A 22,268-nucleotide genomic window follows, 5' to 3' on the forward strand; every position below is an offset into this window, starting at 1 on the left:
GAGCCCACCGACCACCCGGCCCCTGTCCTGCCGGTGGCCCGAGGGGCCCCCGGCCGGACAGGGGCCCCGCGCCGTCCCGCGCCCCAACTCCCCTTCCACCAGCGGGAATCCGTCACGACACGCCACAAGATCAATTGGACTCCACCCCACAATCCATGGTTTAATTGATGTGTCAGGTCGGGGAGGGCAACCCCCGCCGGACACCCCGGGCCATCCGGCCAGGGACACACCACCAGCACCACCAAGGAGCAACCCGTGGCAACCACCCCCCAGACCGCCGACCGCATCACCCGCCTCGCCGAGGCCCACGGCTGGACCGTCACCCAGACCGGCTACACCATCAAGGGCCAGCGCACGCACCTGCTGCACGCCGAACACGGCACCGACGAGATCGCCATGTCGTGGACGCAGAAGCACACCAAGCGCGGCATGCGCTGGACCCCCGGCACCTACACCGCGTGCATCAGCGACCTCACCCAGGGCGCCACCCTCGCCGACATCAACGCGATCATCACCTCCGCCAAGCAGCCGGAGGCCGAGGGGGAGGTCGAGACTTCCCTTCCCACCGCCGCCGACCTCACCCCCGGCATGCTCGCCCAGGCCCGCCGGGACGCAGAGACCAGCGGAGTCGCCCAGACCGTATGGCCGTCCGTCTGGAACGGAGCCACCCGCGCGGTCGGCGAGCCCACGATCGTCAGCGCCTGGTACGGAGCGGACCGCCCCGAACACGCCCACCCCACCGCACAGCCCCTGATCACCGTGCTCCCCACCTGGTACTACCCGGCCCCGGCCCTGCCCGCCACCCCCACCGAGGTCGAGGACACCGCCGAGGTCGAGGACACCGCCGAGGTCGAGGACACCGCCGAGGTCGAGGTGAAGGAACCGCCGTACACCGTGCCCACCACCGCGCGCGTCGCCGCCGCGTGGTTCAAGGGTCTGTTCATGTACGCCCGAATCGGTCAGGGGGCGTGGGAGTACACCGCCAGGGGCGAGCTGTACACCGTCACCCACGAAGGGCCGTACCGCTACGTCGTCCGCCACGCCACCCGGGACGGCCTGCACGTCATCCCCACCAGTGAGGGATACGGCAGCCTGCACGCCGCTGTCCAGGCCGCCCGCCACCACGCCAAGCAGCTGACCACCGTCAGCTGACGCGCCGCCGGTCCCCGGGCCACCGCCCCGGGGACCGGCCACCGGCCTACCGCAGCACCCCACCCCGCCGCGCGGAGGGCAACCCGCACGGCACCGGCCCCGGCCGGACACCATCAGCACCGAGGAGTACCACCCATGACCACCGAACCCCCCGCCGAGGCCGCCCAGCTGATCGACATTGCCGGAGCCCTGAACTGGGAGGTCGTCACCTCCACCAGCACGCGCCCGGACGGCACCCTTCTGTTCACCCTGTACGCCTCCAACACCACCGGCGAATCCTGCACCACCGGCGCATGGATCGCAGCCGACTGGCAGACCGCCGACGGGTCATGGACCATCGGCGCGCGCAAGCCCTACCTGATGATCCAGGGCAACGGCGCCGTGGCCACGCTGTCCCAGCTCGCCGACGTCATCAGGCACCACCCCGCCCGGCACTGACCGGCCGCCGGTCCCCGGGCAGCACCACCCGGGGACCGGCCACCGGTCCGGCGCGGCAGGCCGGGTCCGGGCCGCATCGAGCGGCCCGGCCCCGGGGCTGACGCCACCTCGCCCGCACCCCCGGAACCTCCCGGACCACCCCCCCCAGACCCGCCGCGCGGAGGGCAACCCGCACGGCACCGGCCCCGGCCGGACACCACCAGCACCGAGGAGTAACACCATGGCCACCAACCTGCGCGTCGACGACCGCGTGTCCCACGACGCCGCCCCCGCCGACGCCCCCGACTACGGCACCATCCGGCTCATCACCGACGACGGCCCGACCATTCACGTCGAGTGGGACCGCCTCCAGGGCCGGAGCCAGGAATGCGGTCCGGCCGAGCTCAACCACGCCCCCCGCTTCGAGGCGGACCAGGCCGTCCCCGCCCTCGCCACCGGCGTCCGCGTCCAGCGCCTCATCACCCACCTGGACCCCGTTCCCGGAGCCAGGCCCCGCCAGATCATCGAGCGCGGCACCTACCTCGGCGCGCTGGACGGAGCGGACCACGTCGTCCAGTGGGACGGCACCGACACCCCGGAATTCAGCTACGGCATGCCCGACTTCCACGCCCTCCACCCCGGCCACCTCGCCGCCGAGCGCCACATGACCCGCTTCGCCATCGGCGACCGCATCGAACTGATCCACCGAGGCCAGATCCTCGGCGGCCGCGTGCTGGAGATCCGCCGCACCACCGGCCGCAACAGCATCCGCCAGGCCCGCATCCGCCTGTACAACCAGGCCGATACCCAGTGGCGCGACGTCCTCACCCTCCACCCCCTGCACGGCGCCCAGCTCGCCGCCGAGTACGCCCGCCGCTGCCACGCCGGACAGACCTACGAGCAGGCCGTCCAGGTCTACTACGGCGATTTCCGCCCCTGACCGGCCGCCGGTCCCCGGACGCCACCGCCCGGGGACCGGCCCCCCGCCCCGGGCGGCGGGCCGGGTCCGGGCCGCATCGAGCGGCCCGCACCCGGGGCTGACGCCACCGCACAAACCCCGCCCCACCTACCGCACCACCCCCGACCCCGCCGCGCGGAGGGCAACCCGCACGGCCACCGGCCCCAACCGGCCGGACACCACCACCAGAGGAACCGCCATGAACACCAATCACCGCCCGCTCACCAGCGCTGAGGATTTCGTAACTCTCGCCGCCACCATCACCGGGCCCGAGCTGTACACCCTGGCCCACGCGTGGACGGTCAACCTGCCCCCCGCCACCACGCAGCGCCGCGCATGGCGCCTCATCGAGGAAGAGGCTGCCTTCCACATCTGGGACACCATCGGGGACCAGGTCCTCAGCCGCGTCTACTGGACGGCGCCCATCAGTGACGGCCTCATGGCCATGCGCACGGCGGCTATCGCGGTCGCAGCCCGACAGGGGCTGACGGCGGACGAGTACGCCGCGCTGATCGGCCCGTGGGAGTCCCTCGCAGGCCCGATCGGCTGACCGGGCGCCGGTCCCGGGCTGCCCGCCCGGGACCGGCCCGGCCACCCGCGCCGGCCGAACCCGCAGCGGCCGGCCGGCGCCGCGGCCGCCAAAACGACGCCCCTCCGGGGCGGCCCCGCCACACTCCGGCGCGTTCACCGCCCGGGGCCGTGGCCGGCCCCGGCCGGGCGCCGGAGCCAGCACCATCCCGCCCAGCCCTGCCGACCTACCGCACCACCCGGCACAGGCCACACCCCCTCAGACCGCCCGCCCCGCAACCGCCGGACGGGCCCCGGGCGAGGCAACCGCCCGCACCCCACCACCAGCACCACACCGTCAGGAGACCCCCATGCCCGAGCACAGCCACGGCCCCGACGAGCCCGCCATCCCCCAGTTCACCGGCACCATCCCCGGCCAGCGCCGCGCCAGCGCCCCCACCGGCGGCGCCCGCCCGTTCGGCCCGCCGCCCGCCGACGACACCATCCCCGGCCAGGCCGACGGCACCACCCACTGACCCACCGCCACCCGACCACCGGCCGGGGCCCCACCAGGCCCCGGCCCCACCCCCAGGACCATCACCGTGTTCAACCTGCCGCCACTGTGCGCCGCCGTCGACCCCGACCAACCCCACCTCCTCACCGCCGCCCGCTGCACCGCCGACGCCACCCACCGCGTCATCGGCTACCGCCTCACCACCCCCGACCTCGCTGCCGGCCACCACGCCCTCGCCTGCCAGCCCCACGCCCAAGCCCTCGCCGACCACTGGACCCGCCGCGGCGTGCGCACCGCCCCCGGCCGCCGCCCCGACCCCGTCATCGCCCGCACCCACCCCTACCGCCCCGGCGCCCTCTACCCGACCACCCTCCAACCCACCTTCGACGCCCTCCCCTCCTACCAGCCGGTCCCCGCCGCCCCCGCCCCGCCGCCCCCGCCCCGGCGCCGCCGCACCCCACCACCCCGCCAGCCCGCCCTGTGGACCACCACCGCCGTCACCGCCCCCGAGCCCGGCACCCCCACCGACGGCGAAGACGCGGACCTGATCGTCCTGCCCGACTACGTCCGCGCCGTCCCCGCCGGCATCCGCTCCGACGGAGTCCAGGACCGGTGGCGCATCGAGTGCCGCCGCACCGGCCACGGCGACGGCGACTGCCACAGCCCCACCGCCGACGGCGGATGGCTCACCGTCCACACCCTCACCAGCGACCACGACACCGCCATTGACAGCGCGTTCAACCACGCCCAACAGCACCTGCCCGCCAACAACATGGTCACCGTCGCCCAGCTCGCCGCCGCCCGCACCGCCGCGTTCAGCACAGCGCAGGCCGACATCCTCAATGCCGCCCTACGCGGAGAGCTGCACGAGGACCTCAACGGCTACTACACCCCCGACGCCGGAAACTGGCAGCCCCGGGCATTCCTGGCCCGCAGGGTGCGGACCCTGCTCGCCCTCGGCCACCTCGCCTGGACCCCCGACAGCACCGGCTACCGCCGCACCCTGCCCCTCACCCCCACCGGCCACACCCTCTGGACGGCATGGGTGCACGCCCGCCGGTGCGAGCTCATCACCCCCGCCGACGAGGACGCCGAGCACGGCGTCACCGACCTGCAGCGCGATCAGTACCTCATGCTGCGCGACGAGTTCCCCGCCGAGCGCGAGGCCGCCAACCAGCGCGCCAAGCAGCCCCGGCCCGAGCCGCCGCCCACCGTCCGCGCAGACGGCCACTGGTACCGGCCCTACGCCGCCACCACCGACACCGAGCAGGAACGCGCCGTCCACTACGGCCCCCACCACTACCGCCTCCACCGCGCGGCCGAGGACCAGCCCATGACCCTGTTCCGCGCCGACGGCGGCCCCGCCCTCGCCACCGGTCTGCAGTCCTGGCACCAGGCCGAGCAGGCCGTCACCGCCCACGCCCAGGCCGGCGGCGAGCACGGCCGCGACGAGCTGGGCCCCCGCCCCGCCATCCCCTGGGGACTCGTCATCGACTGTCCCGTGACGCTCCACCAGGTCGGCTACCGGTGGCGCGACGTCGAATGCGCCGACTGCAACCGCTTCGCGCACCTCATCGAGCCGGCACCCGGACTCGGCGAGCACGACACCGAACCCGCCGCCATCCACGCCGCCACCGCCCACGCCCGCCACCACGAGACCGAGATCCGTACCGCCATGGCCAAGGCCCACCGCGAGGACGCCGCCCGCGCCCTCGCCCCCCACTTCACCGCCGAGCTCTACAACCTGCTCGCCGCCGCCGCCGAGCGCGCCGACGGCATCACCTACGACGGCCGCACCCGCTACCGCACCATCCCCGCCGGCACCCCCGCCAACAGCAAGCGCACCGGCCGCCCCGTCCGCCGCGAACTCGTCACCCTGCTCCAGCGCGCCGGATACCTCCACTACCGCCGACCCCGCAACCACGGCCCCGTCACCCTCACCCCCGACGGCCGCACCGCCCACCAGGCCCTCGCGGACACCACCCTTCCCGCCACCTGGACCACCCGCCGCCCGCCCGAGAAACTCCCGATCGTCCCCGACGGCTGGGCCGCCGCCCGCATCCGCGAACAGCAGCGCGAGCACTGGCGCCGCATCGAGGCCGAGCGCGCCCAACAGCGGCCCGCCGCCTAGAACACCCCACCCAAAACCGTGGTTTAATTAGCGCGAAGTCCCCGTCGTGGCCAGCCCCCCGACCGCGGGACAAAACGCGGAGGCCCGCCGCAAGCGGCGGGCCTCCGAGACGACGGGCGGACACAAGTGGGCAACCGGTCCGGCCCCGTCAACACCACCAGCAGAGACACCGCAGTCGAAACTGCAGAACTCCACCGGAGCCACCAATGCTATCCGACCAGGACCCCCGCGACGGACAGCCGTACGACGCACCGACGTACGGCGATCTCGTCACCCTCACGCCGGCGGCCGCCGCCGGTGCCCCCGCCGCCGACCACTACATGATCGTCGACCTCACCGACCACCCCGGCAGCGGCGTGCACACCATCGCCGACCCCGCGGACCGGCAGGTGATGTTCGTGCTCTGGCTCCCCGACGACCACCCCCGCCACCAGGACTGGGCGATGAGCGTCACCGCCGAGCAGATCGCCGGCATCGTGCGGCACACCGAGGACGGGGCCCAGACATGGCGACCCTGACCGCCGCCGGAACCCTGTTCCTCCCGGCGCAACGGGCCGCCTCCCCCGAGGAGACCCGCGTGACCCCCAGCCCCGCCGACGCCACCCGGCTCGACCAGGCCGTACAACTACTCGCCGAGCACCCCGACGCCGACACCACCGATCTCGCCCACACCGCCCACCAGCAGCACGGCGGGGCCGAATCGACATGGCGCCGCCTCATCACCCAGACCCGCGCCGAGCTGACCGACCGCCGCGGACTCATCGAGGCAACCGGCCTCAGCCCCAGCACCCTGGACCGCCTGTGGGCCGCCCGCGCTACCAACGGCCACCCCGCCCCCGTCATGGTCGGCGACGTGATGCACTGGCACCCCCAGCACTGGCAGGCCTGGCACACCGGCCTCACCCAGGCCCGCACCCGCCAGCACCAGGCCGACGCCGGCGGCGTCCACCGCGACGGCGACCCGAACGAACTCGTTCCCTGGCGCGAACTGGGCCACATCCTCGGCCACAAGGACGGCACCACCGTTGCCGGATGGCGTGCGGACCCGCCGGCCGGGCCGATCGGCGATTTCCTGCGCCACGAACAGCCCGACGGTGAAATCCTCTACCGCAACCAGCTGCAGCCGGCTTACCGGCGCCACCGGCTCTGGGACATCGCCGCCAAGGCGCCCACGCGCGGACGATCCGGCGCCAACCGCGGCGCCGGCCGCCGCACCGACTCCCCCGAGCGCGCCCAGGCCTACCGCGACACAGCCCGGCGCCTGCTCGCCGAACACCCCGACCGGACCACCGCCGACCTCATCCGCGCCGCCATCGAGCAGACCCCCGACGGCCCCGGGAAGAGCACATGGCGAAAGATCATCGACGCGGCCCGCGCCACGGAGACAGAGACCCCATAACCCTCCGGACACTGGCAACGATGGCTCAGCCCATGCCCGTTGCCCGATGCCTGACCAGGCGGACGGTAACAGTCCGTATCTGAGTACACATACTCATGACCCCCAGACAGGCACCAAGCAAGATGGCGGATGCCGATCAACTGCCCGTCCCGAGCCGCCGTCAACTAAGACCGGAGATCGCCGTTTGAGCGCGCGGAACCAGGCTCGTTGACGCGGCCGCCACGTCAACGAGCCTGGCCCGCCGGAGGAAACGGGTAGCTGTCACGACCAGCCCAATAGGACAAAAGGGAAAAAGCGGGGCGATCTGACAAGTCGTCAACCCGGGTTCTGGAAAAAAGATCGCGCCACGCCGGGAAAGTTGTGCGTCACAATGCCCCAACGCACTAGGATCTTGAGCATGCCAGCACCACGAGGACGTCAGCAGCGCGGACGGTCCGCGGAGTTTCCGCCGGACAAGGTGATCCGTGCTGCCGTCAACTTGGCCCCTGGCGACCCGCTGCGGGCCGATTTCGAGCACCTGGTCAAGACCATGGGCGTGTCCGGCGCGGAGGTGGTGCGAACTGCACTGCAGGCATTGGCAGAGCACCGCCGCCCGACCCGGCGCCACCGGGAGGAGGCGGCGGGCATGACGTAACGGTCCCAGCTCCGGACTCTTACCCACCGGCTTCCTAACCCGGCGGGTGGTCCACGGAGCCTCCCGGTGTCTCAGCCTCCCAGGTCACCACAACCCAGCTGAGATCACCCATCAATCACACAAGACGCTGTTCGGACGACGGTCTGGTTTCCTAGGCCAGTCGCCGCCCTTTTACGCCCTGGAGCCCTGCCATCGTAGCGCAGACCAGCGGTGGCGGTACCCCCATGCCCGAGTCCGGTGTGTCACCGGATTGTCGACTTGGCGACCCGCGCGCCGCTTTTGACGTGGACCCGACACGTGTTTTGACCGTGTTTGTGACGGAGCTGCACCCGTGCGCGCTGGTGCGTGTGGCGGCCGAGGACGGCCAGGGCGGGTACCTGAATTCCTACCCGTCCGGCGCGACGATGCCCGTGTCCGAGGCCGTTCGAGACCATCCGTCCCGCCCCGTGGTGTTCTACCTGACGCAGCGTCGGCGCGGCGTGGACCGATTCGTCTACGTGGTAGGGGAGTTCGACACCAAGGGGTGCGGCGCGGAGGCGACCAGGGAGCACGCCGCCGAGTACGCGTCGATCCTCGCGGAAGAGGGTGTTGCGCCGGTTCCGGCGCGGTCGGGCCCGTCCGGTGGCTGGCACGTGTGGTCGGGGTGCGCGGCCGGGTGTTCGGCGGAAACCGTGGCGCGGATCAACGCGGCGGGCAAGGCTTTGTGGCCGTCGTGGGACAGCAGCCCGCTCTCCAACCCCGCCACCGGCGCGGTTCGTCCGCCCGGTTCACCGCACCGGCACGGCGGGCACAGCCGGCTGACGGCCCACACGGTCGAACAGGCGGTTCGCCTGCTCGGTCCCGCCTCGGCCGGCCCGGAGGCCTATGCCCGGGTGGCGGAGCGGATGGAGGCCCTGGCCGCCGAGCGCGGCCGCGCGATCATGCTCCGGGCGGCCGCGGGCAGCCCGGCCGCCGGCGACGGGCCGAGCGTCCCGCCGTCCATCAAGCTGATTGACCCGCGCGACCCGGCCCGGGGTGAACGGCCGGTCGTGCGCCGCGTCGCTGCTGACGAGGACGGCCGTCCCTACATCGCGGATGTTCCGCGCCGCGAGCTGACCGGCCGTGCCGCGCGCCAGCTCACCCGGACGCTGAGCGACCAGCACGACCACAGTCACCAGTTCCACGCCCCGCTCGTCGCGATGGCCGTACGGGGATGGCGGTTCGAGCAGGTGGCCGCAGTGGCGCGGGACGCCGCCGCCTCTCCCGCGCTGGAGTGGCTGCGGACCGTCAAGGACGCCACCGGCGCCCGGATCAAGCGCACCAGCGACGACGCAGCCGACCGGCTGGAGAGGGCTTGGTGGCTGGCCGTCCAGGACGCCGCCCGGATGCCCCGCCGCCCGGAGGACAGCGACCGTTACGACGGCGCGGCGAGCGAGGCGGAAGACGCCGCCGTTCACCTCCGCAAGCGCATGGACGCAGCGGGGGAGGCCCGATGGGCCCGCGAGAGCGGCCCGGCGGACTTCCTGCTGCTGATTGTGCTGTCCTGGCTCATGGTCACCTCCGACAGCCTGGACATCTCCGCCGACGTCCGCCGCCTCGGCGTGCTGGCCGGCTACAGCCACACCGCCGCCGCTGACGCGTTGAACCGACTCATCAAGGATGGCTGGCTGGTCGTCACGAAGGAAGCCGTCCGGCGGAGAGGGGAGGCCCGCCGGGTCACCCTGGCCACCGGCCACGAGTGCACCGCCGACCACCGCCACCGCTGTGCCGTCTACGAGATTCCCAAGACACGCCAGGGGTCTGACAGAAGTGTCAACGCCGCCCCCCAGAAGGGTGGTGATGCGCACTCTCAGAACCTCCGGACCTCCCTGGAGACTCTGCTAGCCCACGCTCAGAGCGACGTATGGCACCGCCTTGGCCACCACGCGGCCCGCACACACCGGGTGATCCTGGAGTCCCGTCGAGGCCTGTCTCTGGTGACCCTGGCGAAGCGCACCGGCTACACCCTCCGCACGACCCACAGGCACGTGCGCCGCCTTGAGGAACTGGGGTTGGTCACCACGGTGCAGGGAGCCCAGGGACAGGCTGTGAAGGCCGTCAAGGGGGCGTCGTTGTGGCAGGCGGCCCGTCAGTGCGGAACCGATGGCCGGATCGCCCGTCTCGCCGTACGGGCACGGGTGGAGCAGGAACGGCACCGGTGGTGGCTGGACGAGGAGGCGTGGTCGGCCCTGACGAGGGAGGAGAAGCGGGCCCAGGGGCGGCGCCGGGAGGCCGACGAGCTGGTGTTGCCGGGGATGGACCCGGGCCGGCGCAAGTACCCCAGGTTCGAGGACAAGAGCCCCGACCACGCCAGGGCCTACCGGATCGAAGCAGAGCGGATCCAGGCGCCGGGCTTGCTCGTCCACGCGCTGCAGCTCGCTGCGGACGGGCAGTTGGTGGACCCGCCCCGGCTGGTGCCCACCGAGGCCGTGAAGGCCGCGCCGGAGCCGGGCGCGCGACGCCGGCGACGTCGGCCGCGGCCCGCCGGAGTGCGGCCCCGCCCCCGGGGCGGCGCCGTACAGGTGGCGTTGCCAGGCCTGGCCGACGGGCCCGCCGCCGACGAGCCGTCGGTCATGGCCCTGGCCCTGCAGCTGAGCTGCCCGCACTGTGATGCCCGCTCCGGGCAGCCGTGCAGGCGGTTGGACGGGCAGTCGGCCGCCCGTCCGCACAAGGGCCGCCTGACCAAGGCCCGGCAGCTCCGAGAGCGGCAGCGTGCCGCCCGGCACCGGCACGGCGCGTGAACCAGGCCGGGGGGCTTCCCGGCCTGGCCAGGACGACACGACAGCTACAACAGGCCTGCATCTTTCAGCACGGCGGCGGCCTCCGAGAGCCGTTTGAACGCGGCGTCACCCTTGCCGTGGTGGTGGTCGGGGTGGTGCAGCCGGGCAGCCGTGCGGTACGCGGTTTTCAGCGTGGTCACCCCGTCGTCCCGCAAGTTGGCCAGGTCGAAGAGGACCGCCCGCGCCTCGGCCGTCGACAGCCGGCCACGGCGGAAGCCGGACGAGGAGGAGCCGGCGCGCCGCCGCCGTTCCTCCTCCGCCCGCCGTCGCTCCTCCTCCGCCCGCGCCTCTTCCTCTTGCGCCCGTTCCTCCTCCTCTTGCGCCCGTTCCTCCTCCGCCCGCCGTCGCTCGTACTCGGCCTCCCAGCGCTCCCGTTCTTCCTGCAGCCGTTCCCACGCGGCTTGCTGGGCGCGTTCCTCCTCCGCCTGGCGTTCCTTCTCGGCAGCCGCCGCCTTGGCCTCTCGGTACCCACGCGCCTTGCAGGCGTCAGAACACCACCGCGGCGGCCGCCCGCTTTGCACAGGACGCGTCCAGGAGAACCCGCAGCCCTCACACCACAGACGCTCAGTCCGTGGCGGCCTCGGCGGAGGCACCCGCCGTTCCCTGACGTTCCGTGCCATAGCACCCATCCCATCGCGGATTCTGAGGCTCCCTCACCCGAGAGCCCGTCACGTTTCAAATCGTAACGGTCCTTGGTCTGTGTCACGTTTCAAATCGTGACGCGCCGCCGCGCCCCAGTGTCACGATTTGAAACGTGACAACGGCCGGTCGTCCATGACCCTTGAGTTAAGTTCCGTTCCGTTCTTAAACGAAACGGAACGGAACAATAAATCGTTTTGTTCCGTTCTTAAACGGAACGCTGGAAATTGCGAACGAAACGGAGGAGCATGGGTGTATGACCGATGATGTGGCGCTCGGCGCCGTCGAATCCGGGGCCGAGGAGGCCGAAACGCGGTGCGGCCGCCCGGGGTGCCCGCACACCTTCCGCCAGCCGCAGACGGGCCGCCGTCGCATCTACTGCTCGTACGAGTGCCGACGGGCCATGTTCGACGCTGGACGGGAGGTGAAGAACGCCGAGGCGCCTGGGGGCGCCCGGGACGCTATCCCGCCGCAGGACCTGACCGCGGAACTGGTGAGCTTGGTCGCCGGCCTTACGCAGGTGGCCGGCGCGTTGCACCGTGAGCGGGCGGAGTTGGACCCCGCGTCGGTGCGCTCCAAGGTGGCCAGGGCCGAAGCCGAAGCCGCCAGCGCCGCGGCCGAAGCCGAAGCCGCCACGGCCAGAGCCGAGGGGCTACGGGTCAGTGTGGAGGCCGCGGCCGAGGCCATGGCGGAGGCCGCCGAGGAGGTCAAGGAGATCCAGGCCCGGGCCGACGAGGAGGCCCAGGAGGCTGCCCGCGTGATCGCCGAGCTCACCGCGGAGCGCGACCACTACCGCGACACCGCGGCTGCCGAGGCCAACCACGCCAGCGCGGCACTGGAGATGCAACAGGCCGCCCTCGACCACGCCGGCCGCCTCGGGCTCAGGACCCAGGAGAGCGAGGACCTGGCCGAAGCGGCGCGCGCCCGTGCCGCGCAGTTGGAGGCGGAGTTTCAGGCGTTGGCCGAGAAGACCGCGGCGGCGGAGGCTACCGCCAGGGCCGCCGTCGACCAGGCCGCAGCGGAGAAGGCCCGCGCCGACCGGGAGGAGGCGAAGGCGACAGCAGCGCGGGACGCCGCCGAGAAGGCCGTCCGCGCGAAGGAGGCCGCCGAGCTCAAGCAGAGGAACGCCGAGGACCGCGCCACCAAGGCCGAGAAGGAGAAGGCCGCCGCAGTGGAGGCCCAGCGCGTCGCCGAGGGGCTGCAGAAGGACGCCGAGCAGAAGACCGCGGCGGCGGAGGCTACCGCCAGGGCCGCCGTCGACCAGGCCGCAGCGGAGAAGGCCCGCGCCGACCGGGAGGAGGCGAAGGCGACAGCAGCGCGGGACGCCGCCGAGAAGGCCGTCCGCGCGAAGGAGGCCGCCGAGCTCAAGCAGAGGAACGCCGAGGACCGCGCCACCAAGGCCGAGAAGGAGAAGGCCGCCGCAGTGGAGGCCCAGCGCGTCGCCGAGGGGCTGCAGAAGGACGCCGAGCAGAAGACCGCGGCGGCGGAGGCTACCGCCAGGGCCGCCGTCGACCAGGCCGCAGCGGAGAAGGCCCGCGCCGACCAGATCGAGGACCGGTTGGCCTCCCTTGCCGTCGGCCCCCTGTCGGCGGCCGGGTCGGCCAAGGCCGCCTCGGCCGCTACCACCGCCCCGACCAAGACCAAGCGGGCGAAGAAGGACGAAGGCCCCAAGCCCATTCCCCCCGTCCCCGGGCAGAAGGAGTTCGGGGAACCGGAGGACCAGGAGTCGGCCGAATAGAGACAGGAAACGGCGACCGGCCCCCGCGCGGATCGAATCCGCACGGGGGCCGCACTGTCTCCGTCGCGTGGCGCCTGCGCCGGCCATCTCGTGAGCGCTGTCCGAGGTAGCCCGCAGGGCTCAGGCAGGTCCCGGCCCCAGCGCGCGAGGTGCGGTGACGGCGTCGAGCTCCGACCGGCGAGGCGGGCGCTCCAGTTCTGCGGTTTGCGGCGCGGACGGCAGCGCGGGCGCCACCGGTGCAGGCTCGACGGCGGGCCGGGTCGCACTGCGGTCCAGCGCCCGTTGCCGCCAAGCCGCCCGGCCGTCCGGCAGTTCCCTCCGGCGCCCACCGCTATCAACGGCGGGTCGGGCCGCGGCGGAGTCCACCGGTGGTGTCCGCCCACCACCGCCCTTGCCACTGTCCTTGCCACCGCCACCGTTGCCACCGCCCTTGCCACTGCCACCACCACCGGGCGGGCCGGCCGGGCCGCCGAAGCCCGACGCAGCCGACCGCGGCCGCGCCGTACGGGTCTGCGCCCGTTCCCGCCAGGCTCCCCGCCCCGCAGGCTCGCCGTCCCCTACCGTCGGCCGGCTGGCCGGCACCTCCGTCACCGTGACCGAGCGCGCCGACCGGGGCGCCAGGCTTCCCGGCCGCGGAGCCGGGGCAGGGCTCACAACACCGCTGCCGGGCACGGCGATGGCGCCAGCCGATTGGTCGACGGCCGCCGCCAGGACGTCCGCTCCGACGAGTGGCACCACCACGTCAGTGATCACCGCGGGGACTCCGCCATCGCGGAGCCGACCGGGCGGCCGCAGTCCATCTTTCACCAGGAACTCCTACAGCGGTCGATCGAGTGGAATCCTGCCGGCCGGTAATGGGCTGGCGGGGGCAAGCTCAGCGGTTTTCCGCCGGGTGGTCGGATGCGCGCCAGCGGGCGCGAGAGTCGAGGCCCCGGGCCAGGTCTGTGCAGGCCATCACAATAAGGTTGATCCACCACCCGGCCGCGAAGCCGCAAGTGCCCGCGCGTGAGCATCCTGTGACAACCAACGAGGAGGCAGCCCATCGGTAACCGTCCATCGTGATCAGCCGATTGGGACCCCGAGGCCCACACCATCTGTCAGACCACTGACCCGATGCCCGGAGACGACGAGGCCACGTCGCAGCCGCCTCGCAGGTCCTGCCGGGGATACGTGAATCTGGCAGAACCCGGAAGGCCCGGGAGGGTCCAGGGCGGATCAGCCGGGGCAGGCTACAGCCGTACCAGGGCGGTGGGGTTGTTCGCCCAGTCGGGGAGGTCGGACAGGTATCGGTCGAGTGCGCGGGAGCCGGGCCGGTACCGGGCGTGCTGCTCGATCACCGTCCGTACCACGCCCCGGCGCTGCATCTCCCGGATCAGCCCGCGGCGCATGCTGTGCCCGGTGTAACGGGCGCGGGAGCGCCGCAGGGCCCGGCGCTCGGCCCGCAGCCGGGCCCGGAAGGCGTCCCGGTCGGCGGCGGGCAGCGCGGCCAGGTCGGCCGCCTCGGCGGCTGTGCTGAGGATGCGCCGCTGCTCGGGTGTCCACGCCTCCACCAAGTCGGCCGCCTCGGCGGCCGCCGCGATGATGCCGCGCACCGTCCGGGCGCTGATCCCGTACGAGCGAGTGGCGTCCGCCGTCGGGCGCCCGGCCGGTCGACGGCCGCCGGCGCCGCCGACCCGGCCGTTCCGGTCGACCCGTCGCAACAGTGGCCCCGGCCCCGCCCGCTGCTCGTCCAAGACACGTACCCACTCCCGGTGCGCGAGGACCGGGCAGAGCTCCGGGGTGTCCTGCGCGAGGATCCGAACCCGGTGGTCGAGCCTGCCGTGCGGGTTGATCTTGTCGGTGGGCACGGTGACCAGCAGCGCGGGGCGCGCGACCGGCCGCCCGGTGGCGGCGTCGAGGTAGCGGGCAGTCAACTCCGTCACGTGGACGCGGTCGAGCCCGGCCGGCTCCGAGCACCGGCCCGCCATGTACCAGTCCAGCAGCAGGGTGTAGGCGTCCCGCAGGCCCCGCACCGTCGTGCGGTCGCAGGTGGCGACCATCGCCGCCAGGTCCTGCGGCGTGACCGGGGTCGCCTGCAAGGCGCCGGCGGCCGCGGTGCCCTCGCGCGCCTCGGCCGCTGACCGGTGGGCGATCACCGCGTGGGCCAGGCGCCGGTCCTCCCCGTCCAGCGGATGCCGGGCGAGCTCCAGCCAGGTGGACAGGGTGCCCAGGTGGGCGTCAAGGGTGGCGGCTGGGTGGGCGAGATCGGCGAGGTGGGTCACGTAGTCGGGCAGCGTGCCGGGGTCGGTGGGCACCCGGCCGCGTTCCGCGCACCAGGTGGTGTAGCCGCGTACCCGCGAGCGGCGGGCGGCCCGGGTGCCTGCCGGCACCGAGTTGGCCGCCCGCCAGGCGGTACGCGCGGAGATGACGCGGCCAGAGGAGGTGACTACCTGTTCCCCCGCCCCCGGGTAGGCCGTCCCTTCGGCGGCCATCAGGGCGCCTCCGGCGAGCTGTGCGGCGACGTCGACGCTCATTGCGACGCCTCCGCCGTGGCACGTGGGACGGGGCGACCTATCGCCGTCACCGGCTCGACACTCCGGTAGGCCAGACCAACAGGGACTCCACCGGCACCGGCCATCCGGCGGGCGGGACGAGTGTCTCCCCGCCCGCCTGGCGTACGGCTTCGTCCTGGCAGCAGATGCCGCAGATTGGGATGGAACGGCCCGGCGTGCTCCGGGAGCGGCCCCCGGCGTCGCCGTCGAACAGCGCGAGGGGGCCGTGGCAGCGCGGGCACTGCCGCGGATCGGTCGAGTCGCCGGTGGTCATTTCGATGCTCCGTTCTTGGCCGGGCGCGTCCGCGTGGCGGGCACGAGGCGCCGCAGCAGCCATCCGGCGAGCGCGCCCCACACCGCCCCGCAGGCGCCCAGGTAGGTGATGGTGGGTGCGTCGGTGGCACCGGACTGGGCGCACAGCGTCCCGGCGACGAGCACCGCGACGGCCAGGCCGAGCGCGAGCGGCAGGCGGCGGGTCACCGCTCCGTCCCCACCAGGGCCCGCGCTGCGGTGTCCTGGCGGCGGGCCAGGTGCAGTAGGACCAGCCGCGCCAGCAGGAAGATCAGGCCGGCGCCGCCGGTCCAGGCGAGGCCTTGGGCGGCCCCGTCGGCGGCGGCCCGGCTAGCTCCGCCGTGCAGCAGGCCGAACAGCGTGCCGGCCCAGAACGCGGTGCCTACGGTGAGCCCCACCGCCATGACGCCCATGTGCCGGGCGGTGCTGCGGTGGGTAAGCGCCGCCATCTCCGCCCTGTCCCGGGGGTTGGTCACGAGGGCTCCTCTCCGTGTGGCCCGTCGGCCACGATGTCATGCGTGCGCGGGCGGCCGGTGCCCGGCAGCGGCGCCGGCCCCAGCCACAGGAACCGGGACCGGTCGGCGACGTCGCCGTGGTCGAGGACGTAGCAGCCGGACGGCCACCACGTCCCGTTGTACGAGCCGCCGTCCAGGGCGACCGCCGCCGGTTCGGTCCGTCGCCACTCCACCGTCCGGCCGTCGAAAGGCCCGCCGACGTAGAGCAGTTCCGTCGGTGTACGGAGCCCGGGCAGTCCGTCCCAGACCCGCCGGGAACCCTCATCGGCGCACCCGTGGCCGGTCAGCGCGTCCCACACCGCCCAGGCGGCCCAATCCGGTTCGGCCCAGGTGGCCAGCTCTAGCCGTTCCCTGTCGGTCACCGAGCCGTCCGGCCGGAGCCCGGCGAGCACCCAACCGGACAACGGGGTCCAGGTGATTTCGACTTCATTCCCCTCCCATACCTCCGGGTTGACGTACGGGTTGTCCGGGTTCCACCGCCACGCACACGCCGCCGACGACTGCTCGCGATTGTCCGGCTGGTTGTCGCCGAGTTCGGCCCGGACCGCCTCCAGGTACCCAGTTGCCGTCACCGCTGGCCGTCCCCGGCGCCGTCGATATCGACGGCGTGCACCGGCACCGGCCGGGCCCGGGCCCGATCCAGATCCCGGCACCACAGCGTGAGGCCCCCGCAGTAGGCGACGACCCCGGTCCCGGCCGCCCACATCGCTGGTCCGGTCAGGTGCAGCCCCCGATGCAGCAGCATCAGCCCCATGTAGCTGCTGGTCGTGAAGAGCCCCAGGGTGGCTACCGCCTCCACCCACCAGCGCCAGGGCCGTCCGCCGGCGGTGTGCACCGACTTGCCCGGCCCACCGTGTTCGGCGTGCACCACGAGGTGTTTCAACGAGGCCTCCCCACGACCGGAGCCGACGTCACGTCATGTCACGTAAGTTCGACTACCTGTGATTACCGATAAGGGCAGCATATCGGCAATCACCCACCGTCACGGATGAGTTGGGTTGGAGCCGAGTGACGGCTGTGGTCGGCGCAGTGTGTCCTGTCGGGTCGTTGCGGTGGCCGCGGGGCGGCTCCGGATGTCGGGGAACCGTCGCGCCGTTGAAGCCAGCCGACAGGACCGTGTCCCGCCGCGCTCCAGACGTGGCGGGACACCAGGGTCATGCGGCTGCCCGCGAACGCGGGTTCAACGTGCGCGTGAAACAGGGCCATGAGCCATCCCCGCGAACGCGGAGCCAAGATTTGTCGCACCCCCGCATCGGCGGGGAGGGGCTGGCAGTCGGAATGAACGCTGCATCACCCTGCGGTACACCCCCGCGGCGGCGGGCACAGGGCGACTCTACCGCGATGGCCGACGGGCCGTCAGCGGATCGGGAGCGCCCGGCGGCGATCTCGTCGAGCTGCCAGTGGTCACGGTTGGCAGCGCATCGAACTTCCCGGTTGTGTACAGGACTGTACGTTCCATGTGTATAGTGGTGTACATGATTCTCGTTGAGATGGCGGCGGACTCCGCGCCGACCCGGGACCTGGTGGACGAACTCGCCCGGCAACTGCCCGGCGAGAGCACCGGCAGCGGCAGTGCCGCGACCCGATGGGCCGTGGAGTCGCGCACGCCGGTTCTGCGGGTGGTGCCCCACCCGGACGACGACGCCTGCGGGTACGACCCGCCCACCACTCACGCGGCCTACTCCGTCCGCTGGTCGCTGCCGGTGCTCTGCCAGTACCGGGAGAGCGGGTACGCCCCCGGCTGCGAGGCCTGCGCGAGCATCCGGGAGTGGGAGTACCTGACGAAAGACGGCATCACCCCGCCCGCGCCGGCGGACGAACTCGTGCACACCTGGTGGGAGGACATCGCCGAGGTGACCACGCTGCGGGCGAAGATCGTTCCGGCGGAGCAGCGGCTCGCCGATCTGCCCGAGCCGGACCTGTCGCACCTGAGCCCCGGGCAGATCCGACTCCTCGGCGGCGAGGAGAAAGCCGCCCAGTGGGCGCACCGCCAGCAAGTCGTGAACGTCGAACACGACAGGAGCGCCACCCGCTACGACTGGCCCAGGCTCGCCGCCGCGCTCGTGGAACTCCGCACCACCCTCAGCGCCCCTCGGCTGACCCCCCTCCAGCGGGTCGCGGTCGCCGGCGTGCGGGTGCACCTGATCGAGCAGGACCTCACCAACGCCCGCAAGAGCCTCGCGCAGCTCACCCGCAACGCGCGCGCGGCCACCGACCCCGCCACCGGCAAGCCGACCGCGAAGAAGACCATCGCCCGCTACGGCGGCATCACCCGCGTCACCCTCGACGCCTACCTCAGCAGCAGCGACACCGACGACTGACCGAACCGCCAGGCCGGCCCCGGTTGTCCGGCCGAAACCCGAAAGGCCCGCACATGCCGCAGATCCGCGTCATCACGCTCGACAACGGCCGCATTGCGCTCGTGTCGCCCTACGACCCCGACGTCCCGGCCGCCGCGAGGAAGATCGGCGGCCGGTGGGACAGCACCGCCAAGTACTGGCACTTCGACGGCCGTGACGAGGAGCGCGTGCGTGAACTCGCCCTCGAAATCTTCGGCACCGACGGCACCCCGGAGGCCGAGGCCGACACCGTCACCATCCGATGGGACATCAGCGGCGCCAACACCGAGGAGCTGCGGTACAGCGGGCGCCTGGTTGCCCGCCGAAGGAGCCGGGACGAACGGCCCCAGCTCGGGCAGGGGGTCATCCTGATCTCCGGCGGCTTCCCGGCCCGCGGCGGCAGCGAGAAGTACCCGAAGCTGGACGCCAAGGCCGGCACCGTGGTGGAGATCCGCGATCTCCCCCGGGCCGCCGTCGACGCCGACGACCCGGACGTGACGATCGTTGACGAGCGGGTGGACGTCGAGGCCCTGCAGGCCGAGCGGGAGCGCATCGTGGCCCGGCTCGCCGAGATCGATGCCGTGCTCGCCGCCCACGGAGCCCCCGCCCCGTAGAACTGTCCACCCCAAAGGAATGCTGGCGGACCGCTACGGCGAGCCGCCAGCAACCGGCCACACCACCACCGCGCACGACACCAGGGCGCGACCGGTCGATCTAACGGAACCTCCCAGGCGCGGGTCACTCACCGGGGCCGAGCGGATGCAGCCACCGCGCCGGAACGGTCAGCGGCGTGGTGGTCGGAGCTCCACCCGATGGTTCTCCATGTCGTACAGGCTGCCGCTCACCCTCGGGACTCGCACGGTGTACGTCTCGCCCACTTGCACGTCCTCGATTCGCATCGTCAGCCCCCGTACGCCGAGTGGCAGAGCTGGACGAGGTGGGCGGGCAGTTGGCCGGCCTGTTGAGCCGCCGCGCATACCCCGCCGCGGCCGCCTCCAGGGAGGGGAACCTGCGGCTCGCTGCCGGGCGCCAGCACTCCCGACGAGGAAGGGCGTGCGGGGGGTGCGGAGGGTGCCGGCGGGGCCGGACGACCGCCACCGCCAACCAGACGGGCCGGCCGAGAAGTCGGGGCCCGCTTCGCCATGCCGCCCTCAGGTTCCGGGGGTTGAGCCTCGGCCGTCGACTCGCCATCGTTGCCGCCGTCCGGCCCCGTTGACGCGGTGGCCGGAGGTGGGGCCGTAACCGGTACGGCCGTAACCATGGTGGACGGCGGCGCGGCTTCAGCTGCGATGACCACGAGCGGCGGCCACAAGCCTGCCGGTGCCGCCCGCAGCGTCGGCGGGACGGGGTGCCGGATCTCGCCCGCGCCGGTGGTCACCAGGAGCACCAGAGGTACGGCGGCAACCGGCCCGAGGGCGAGCAGGCCGACCCGCCGCCGGCGGGCCACTCCGACCGGCCGTGACTGGCCGACAGTACTTCGGTTACGGGCGGGGGCCGGCACCCCGATCGGTACCGCCCCGAACGGGGTGCCGGCCGGGGCGGTCGGGCCGCCGCCCGTCCCGATCGGGGCGCCGCCGAAGACGGGCGGCGCGGGGGGCTGGTTGGTGCTCAAGGACGTGCCTCACAGGTGGCGCGGAGGAGGACCGTCAGCGGCCCTACAGGACGGGCGGGATTACGTCTCCCTCGGGTATTTGCCGCCCGACGTCCACCAGGAGCTCGCCGGGGACGCCGTTGCGCAGCCAGTCCGCGCACAGGGCGGTGCCGTACGCCAGCAGCGGGCCCCTGTTCTCCCACATCAGCCGGGCCGCGGCGTCCGCCCGCACCGGGAGCCCGAGGTAGGCCAGGCCGGGCCGCTCCCAGGTCGGATCGAGCACCGTGCCGTCCCGATCGGCACACCACGCGTGTTCGAGCGGGTAGAGGCCGGTCCAGGTGACGCCTTCCACGTAGGCCAGGCCGTCCGGGGACTCCGAGGCCCAGAGCACGGAGTCCACGTAGCAGGCGCCCGGTTTGCCCGGCGGCGGGCCCCCGCCGGGCCAGGGCCGGGGGGTGAAGAGCCGGCCGACGTCGGCCAGGAGCCCGAGGACGTTGACGTACCGATGCCCAGGCCGGGTGGGCATCAGCGAGGAGGTGCCGCGAAGGTCGTGCACCAGGTGGCGTTCAGCATCCGTTAGACGGCCGATTGACGGCTGGTCGGAACTCACAGTGCCTGCGCTTTCAGGGGTAGCGACCCGGCGGGCTCAGAACAGCCTGCCTTGAGTCGAGAACGGGTCGCCTCGGGCGATGACGTCCGCCAGGATCTCCGCCAGGCGGTCGGGGTCTTGCTCGCCGTCGCGGACCGCCGTGAGGAGGGCGGTCCGGATGGCGACCGACTGCCGGTGCTGGCCGCGGAGGTCTGCCCGGCCAAGCCGGGCCCCGTTGGTGATCCGGTCACGGTCCGCGGCCATCTGGAGATTGGCAGATTGGGTGCCGTCGATGAGGTGTTGAACGGTCGGTTCGTAGCGGCAGCAGGAAGGGGTATCGCAGTCGTGGAGAATGACGTGGGACGCCCGGATGGGACCGTTGTAGGCCGACCATATCCAGCGGCTGACACGGACCGTTGACGAGGCGGAGTCGAGGAGCTGGTGCGAGGCGTCGTGAAACATGCCGTAGCCGTCACTGAGGGCTCCCGTCCACAGCCAGCACGTCGACGTCCGGATCACTTTTGCGGTGAACCGCCGCCAGGTGTCCGGAGTGGTGAACGGCGGACGCTCCCACGGCGGCAGGGTCATCGCACACCACCCCGTGACGACGGGCCGAGGAGGGCACCACGTCCGGGGGCGGCGCGCAGGCCCGCGCGCCGCCCCCGAGTGCCCTTGTCGAGGCCAGGCACGGGGTCAGCTAACGGAAGCTGCCGACTGGTCGGCAGCGGCCACCGGTCCGGTGGAAACCTGCCCCGGCACGCTCGCCCCGCCGACCTTGCTGCCGTCCTCCCCCGTGGTGTCGCCGGAGGCGGCCGGGGGCGCGTCGCCGGAGTCGGCGGACGGCTTGGGGGTGCGGCGCCGGGAACTCCCGGCGGCCACCTTGGCCTCGGCCTTGGTCTGCAGCTCTTCCTGTAGGGCCTTGACCCGCTTGGCGGGCACGACCTTGACGGCCCGCTCGACTTCGGACAGCGGGAGGCCGGTCAGGTTTGCCGCGGCCTTTGCCGAGCCGTGGACCTTGGCGGCCAGGGCCAGCGTTTCATCGGCCGCGGTTTCGGCGGTGGTCAGCGCCGTGGCCGCCTCGGCGGCCGCCTTCCGGGTGTTCACCAGCAGGACGTCCAGCGCATCCTTAACGCGACCGTCTACCGCTGCCAGCTCGCGCCGGCGCCGGCGCATCTCAGCGACCGTCAGCACTTCGTTTGTGTCTGCCATGGGCCCGATGGTAGCCCGCGTACAGGCGCCTGTGGCGGAACAATCAGCACCCGGGGCGGTGAACTGACCTCCGGGCAAGGCTGCCGTCCCGCTGCCATCTGCAGGCGAGACGGCAGCCACCTGCCCAGGAGGGTGGCCAGCCCACCGTTTCTAACGGTTCCTATCGGCAGAGTCCACCAGCTGCTGAGCTCTGTCACTACCACGCGCCTTCGGCACGTTGCCGCCCTTCCCCCGGCACCCTCCCTAGGGGGCTCTGCCCCCGCACCCCTGTAACCGCGAGAAAAGACCAAGATCATCTACAGTGCTAAGGTATCGT

Annotated in this window: 22 protein-coding genes; 13 read left to right on the forward strand and 9 right to left on the reverse strand. The window is 72.9% G+C overall.

Features of this window, described 5'->3' with window-relative positions; all coding sequences use genetic code 11:
- Positions 1-255 precede the first annotated feature (255 nt).
- The 10 genes from ACFV1W_RS25195 to ACFV1W_RS25240 all read left to right on the forward strand — a co-directional run bounded on the left by ACFV1W_RS25195 (position 256) and on the right by ACFV1W_RS25240 (position 10,471).
- Entirely contained in the window at positions 256-1,152 is an 897-nt protein-coding gene (locus tag ACFV1W_RS25195; protein ID WP_380419495.1) for a hypothetical protein, read from the forward strand.
- 135 nt (positions 1,153-1,287) lie between these two features.
- Positions 1,288-1,590 (forward strand): hypothetical protein, encoded by a 303-nt coding sequence (locus tag ACFV1W_RS25200; protein ID WP_380419496.1) that lies wholly within the window; start codon positions 1,288-1,290, stop codon positions 1,588-1,590.
- A 220-nt stretch (positions 1,591-1,810) separates the two neighbouring features.
- Entirely contained in the window at positions 1,811-2,509 is a 699-nt protein-coding gene (locus ACFV1W_RS25205) for a hypothetical protein (RefSeq protein WP_380419497.1), read from the forward strand.
- A 217-nt stretch (positions 2,510-2,726) separates the two neighbouring features.
- Positions 2,727-3,077 (forward strand): hypothetical protein, encoded by a 351-nt coding sequence (locus tag ACFV1W_RS25210; protein ID WP_380419498.1) that lies wholly within the window; start codon positions 2,727-2,729, stop codon positions 3,075-3,077.
- A gap of 328 nt (positions 3,078-3,405) precedes the next feature.
- Positions 3,406-3,570, forward strand: a complete 165-nt coding sequence (locus tag ACFV1W_RS25215) for a hypothetical protein (protein WP_380419499.1) — start codon at positions 3,406-3,408, stop codon at positions 3,568-3,570.
- A gap of 66 nt (positions 3,571-3,636) precedes the next feature.
- The gene (locus ACFV1W_RS25220; RefSeq protein ID WP_380419500.1) at positions 3,637-5,679 is read left to right on the forward strand and encodes a hypothetical protein; all 2,043 of its coding nucleotides are present in this window, start codon (positions 3,637-3,639) and stop codon (positions 5,677-5,679) included.
- Positions 5,680-5,885: 206 nt separating this feature from the next.
- On the forward strand, positions 5,886-6,197 hold the full coding sequence (locus ACFV1W_RS25225) for a DUF6211 family protein (protein WP_380419501.1): 312 nt from the start codon (positions 5,886-5,888) through the stop codon (positions 6,195-6,197).
- Positions 6,185-7,078 (forward strand): hypothetical protein, encoded by an 894-nt coding sequence (locus ACFV1W_RS25230; protein WP_380419502.1) that lies wholly within the window; start codon positions 6,185-6,187, stop codon positions 7,076-7,078. Before ACFV1W_RS25225 ends, ACFV1W_RS25230 begins: the two co-directional genes overlap by 13 nt.
- 397 nt (positions 7,079-7,475) lie before the next feature.
- On the forward strand, positions 7,476-7,712 hold the full coding sequence (locus ACFV1W_RS25235; RefSeq protein WP_380419503.1) for a hypothetical protein: 237 nt from the start codon (positions 7,476-7,478) through the stop codon (positions 7,710-7,712).
- A 314-nt stretch (positions 7,713-8,026) separates the two neighbouring features.
- A complete protein-coding gene (locus tag ACFV1W_RS25240; RefSeq protein ID WP_380419504.1) occupies positions 8,027-10,471 on the forward strand; it encodes a winged helix-turn-helix domain-containing protein in 2,445 nt (814 codons plus the stop codon).
- Positions 10,472-10,515: 44 nt separating this feature from the next.
- Here ACFV1W_RS25240 and ACFV1W_RS25245 read toward each other — a convergent pair whose 3' ends face one another.
- Positions 10,516-11,031: a DnaJ domain-containing protein gene (locus ACFV1W_RS25245; RefSeq protein ID WP_380419505.1), complete on the reverse strand. Its 516-nt coding sequence runs from the start codon at positions 11,029-11,031 to the stop codon at positions 10,516-10,518.
- A 374-nt stretch (positions 11,032-11,405) separates the two neighbouring features.
- On the opposite strand from ACFV1W_RS25245, the gene ACFV1W_RS25250 reads away from it, so the two are divergent.
- Positions 11,406-12,887, forward strand: coding sequence for a hypothetical protein (locus ACFV1W_RS25250; protein WP_380419506.1), 1,482 nt, complete (start codon positions 11,406-11,408; stop codon positions 12,885-12,887).
- Positions 12,888-14,116: 1,229 nt separating this feature from the next.
- On the opposite strand, the gene ACFV1W_RS25255 is transcribed toward ACFV1W_RS25250, so the two are convergent.
- From ACFV1W_RS25255 to ACFV1W_RS25275, 5 genes are all read right to left on the reverse strand, one after another.
- A complete protein-coding gene (locus ACFV1W_RS25255; RefSeq protein ID WP_380419507.1) occupies positions 14,117-15,400 on the reverse strand; it encodes a hypothetical protein in 1,284 nt (427 codons plus the stop codon).
- A 288-nt stretch (positions 15,401-15,688) separates the two neighbouring features.
- Entirely contained in the window at positions 15,689-15,898 is a 210-nt protein-coding gene (locus ACFV1W_RS25260; RefSeq protein WP_380419508.1) for a hypothetical protein, read from the reverse strand.
- Positions 15,895-16,185: a hypothetical protein gene (locus tag ACFV1W_RS25265; protein WP_380419509.1), complete on the reverse strand. Its 291-nt coding sequence runs from the start codon at positions 16,183-16,185 to the stop codon at positions 15,895-15,897. The genes ACFV1W_RS25260 and ACFV1W_RS25265 overlap by 4 nt, the downstream gene beginning before the upstream one ends.
- A complete protein-coding gene (locus tag ACFV1W_RS25270; RefSeq protein ID WP_380419510.1) occupies positions 16,182-16,796 on the reverse strand; it encodes a hypothetical protein in 615 nt (204 codons plus the stop codon). The genes ACFV1W_RS25265 and ACFV1W_RS25270 overlap by 4 nt, the downstream gene beginning before the upstream one ends.
- The gene (locus tag ACFV1W_RS25275) at positions 16,793-17,107 is read right to left on the reverse strand and encodes a hypothetical protein (protein WP_380419511.1); all 315 of its coding nucleotides are present in this window, start codon (positions 17,105-17,107) and stop codon (positions 16,793-16,795) included. Before ACFV1W_RS25275 ends, ACFV1W_RS25270 begins: the two co-directional genes overlap by 4 nt.
- 592 nt (positions 17,108-17,699) lie before the next feature.
- Between ACFV1W_RS25275 and ACFV1W_RS25280 the strand changes: the two genes are divergently transcribed.
- Positions 17,700-18,545, forward strand: a complete 846-nt coding sequence (locus tag ACFV1W_RS25280; protein WP_380419512.1) for a hypothetical protein — start codon at positions 17,700-17,702, stop codon at positions 18,543-18,545.
- 53 nt (positions 18,546-18,598) lie between these two features.
- Positions 18,599-19,177 (forward strand): hypothetical protein, encoded by a 579-nt coding sequence (locus ACFV1W_RS25285; protein ID WP_380419513.1) that lies wholly within the window; start codon positions 18,599-18,601, stop codon positions 19,175-19,177.
- A 1,041-nt stretch (positions 19,178-20,218) separates the two neighbouring features.
- Here ACFV1W_RS25285 and ACFV1W_RS25290 read toward each other — a convergent pair.
- From ACFV1W_RS25290 to ACFV1W_RS25300, 3 genes are all read right to left on the reverse strand, one after another.
- Positions 20,219-20,710 (reverse strand): hypothetical protein, encoded by a 492-nt coding sequence (locus ACFV1W_RS25290; RefSeq protein ID WP_380419514.1) that lies wholly within the window; start codon positions 20,708-20,710, stop codon positions 20,219-20,221.
- A gap of 90 nt (positions 20,711-20,800) precedes the next feature.
- Complete coding sequence (locus ACFV1W_RS25295) at positions 20,801-21,331, reverse strand: HNH endonuclease (protein WP_380419515.1); 531 nt, start codon at positions 21,329-21,331, stop codon at positions 20,801-20,803.
- A 105-nt stretch (positions 21,332-21,436) separates the two neighbouring features.
- Positions 21,437-21,934 (reverse strand): hypothetical protein, encoded by a 498-nt coding sequence (locus ACFV1W_RS25300; RefSeq protein WP_380419516.1) that lies wholly within the window; start codon positions 21,932-21,934, stop codon positions 21,437-21,439.
- Positions 21,935-22,268 lie beyond the last annotated feature (334 nt).

The organism is Kitasatospora sp. NPDC059648, assembly GCF_042734825.1.
GTDB lineage: Bacteria > Actinomycetota > Actinomycetes > Streptomycetales > Streptomycetaceae > Kitasatospora.

Excerpts from the sequence above, each read along its gene's own strand:
- ACFV1W_RS25225 (WP_380419501.1), top strand. The coding sequence starts at position 5,886 with ATGCTATCCGACCAGGACCCCCGCGACGGACAGCCGTACGACGCACCG.
- ACFV1W_RS25235 (WP_380419503.1), top strand. The coding sequence starts at position 7,476 with ATGCCAGCACCACGAGGACGTCAGCAGCGCGGACGGTCCGCGGAGTTT.
- ACFV1W_RS25285 (WP_380419513.1), top strand. The coding sequence starts at position 18,599 with ATGCCGCAGATCCGCGTCATCACGCTCGACAACGGCCGCATTGCGCTC.
- ACFV1W_RS25200 (WP_380419496.1), top strand. The coding sequence starts at position 1,288 with ATGACCACCGAACCCCCCGCCGAGGCCGCCCAGCTGATCGACATTGCC.
- ACFV1W_RS25280 (WP_380419512.1), top strand. The coding sequence starts at position 17,700 with ATGATTCTCGTTGAGATGGCGGCGGACTCCGCGCCGACCCGGGACCTG.
- ACFV1W_RS25255 (WP_380419507.1), bottom strand. The coding sequence starts at position 15,400 with ATGAGCGTCGACGTCGCCGCACAGCTCGCCGGAGGCGCCCTGATGGCC.
- ACFV1W_RS25215 (WP_380419499.1), top strand. The coding sequence starts at position 3,406 with ATGCCCGAGCACAGCCACGGCCCCGACGAGCCCGCCATCCCCCAGTTC.
- ACFV1W_RS25210 (WP_380419498.1), top strand. The coding sequence starts at position 2,727 with ATGAACACCAATCACCGCCCGCTCACCAGCGCTGAGGATTTCGTAACT.
- ACFV1W_RS25230 (WP_380419502.1), top strand. The coding sequence starts at position 6,185 with ATGGCGACCCTGACCGCCGCCGGAACCCTGTTCCTCCCGGCGCAACGG.
- ACFV1W_RS25205 (WP_380419497.1), top strand. The coding sequence starts at position 1,811 with ATGGCCACCAACCTGCGCGTCGACGACCGCGTGTCCCACGACGCCGCC.
- ACFV1W_RS25250 (WP_380419506.1), top strand. The coding sequence starts at position 11,406 with ATGACCGATGATGTGGCGCTCGGCGCCGTCGAATCCGGGGCCGAGGAG.
- ACFV1W_RS25295 (WP_380419515.1), bottom strand. The coding sequence starts at position 21,331 with ATGACCCTGCCGCCGTGGGAGCGTCCGCCGTTCACCACTCCGGACACC.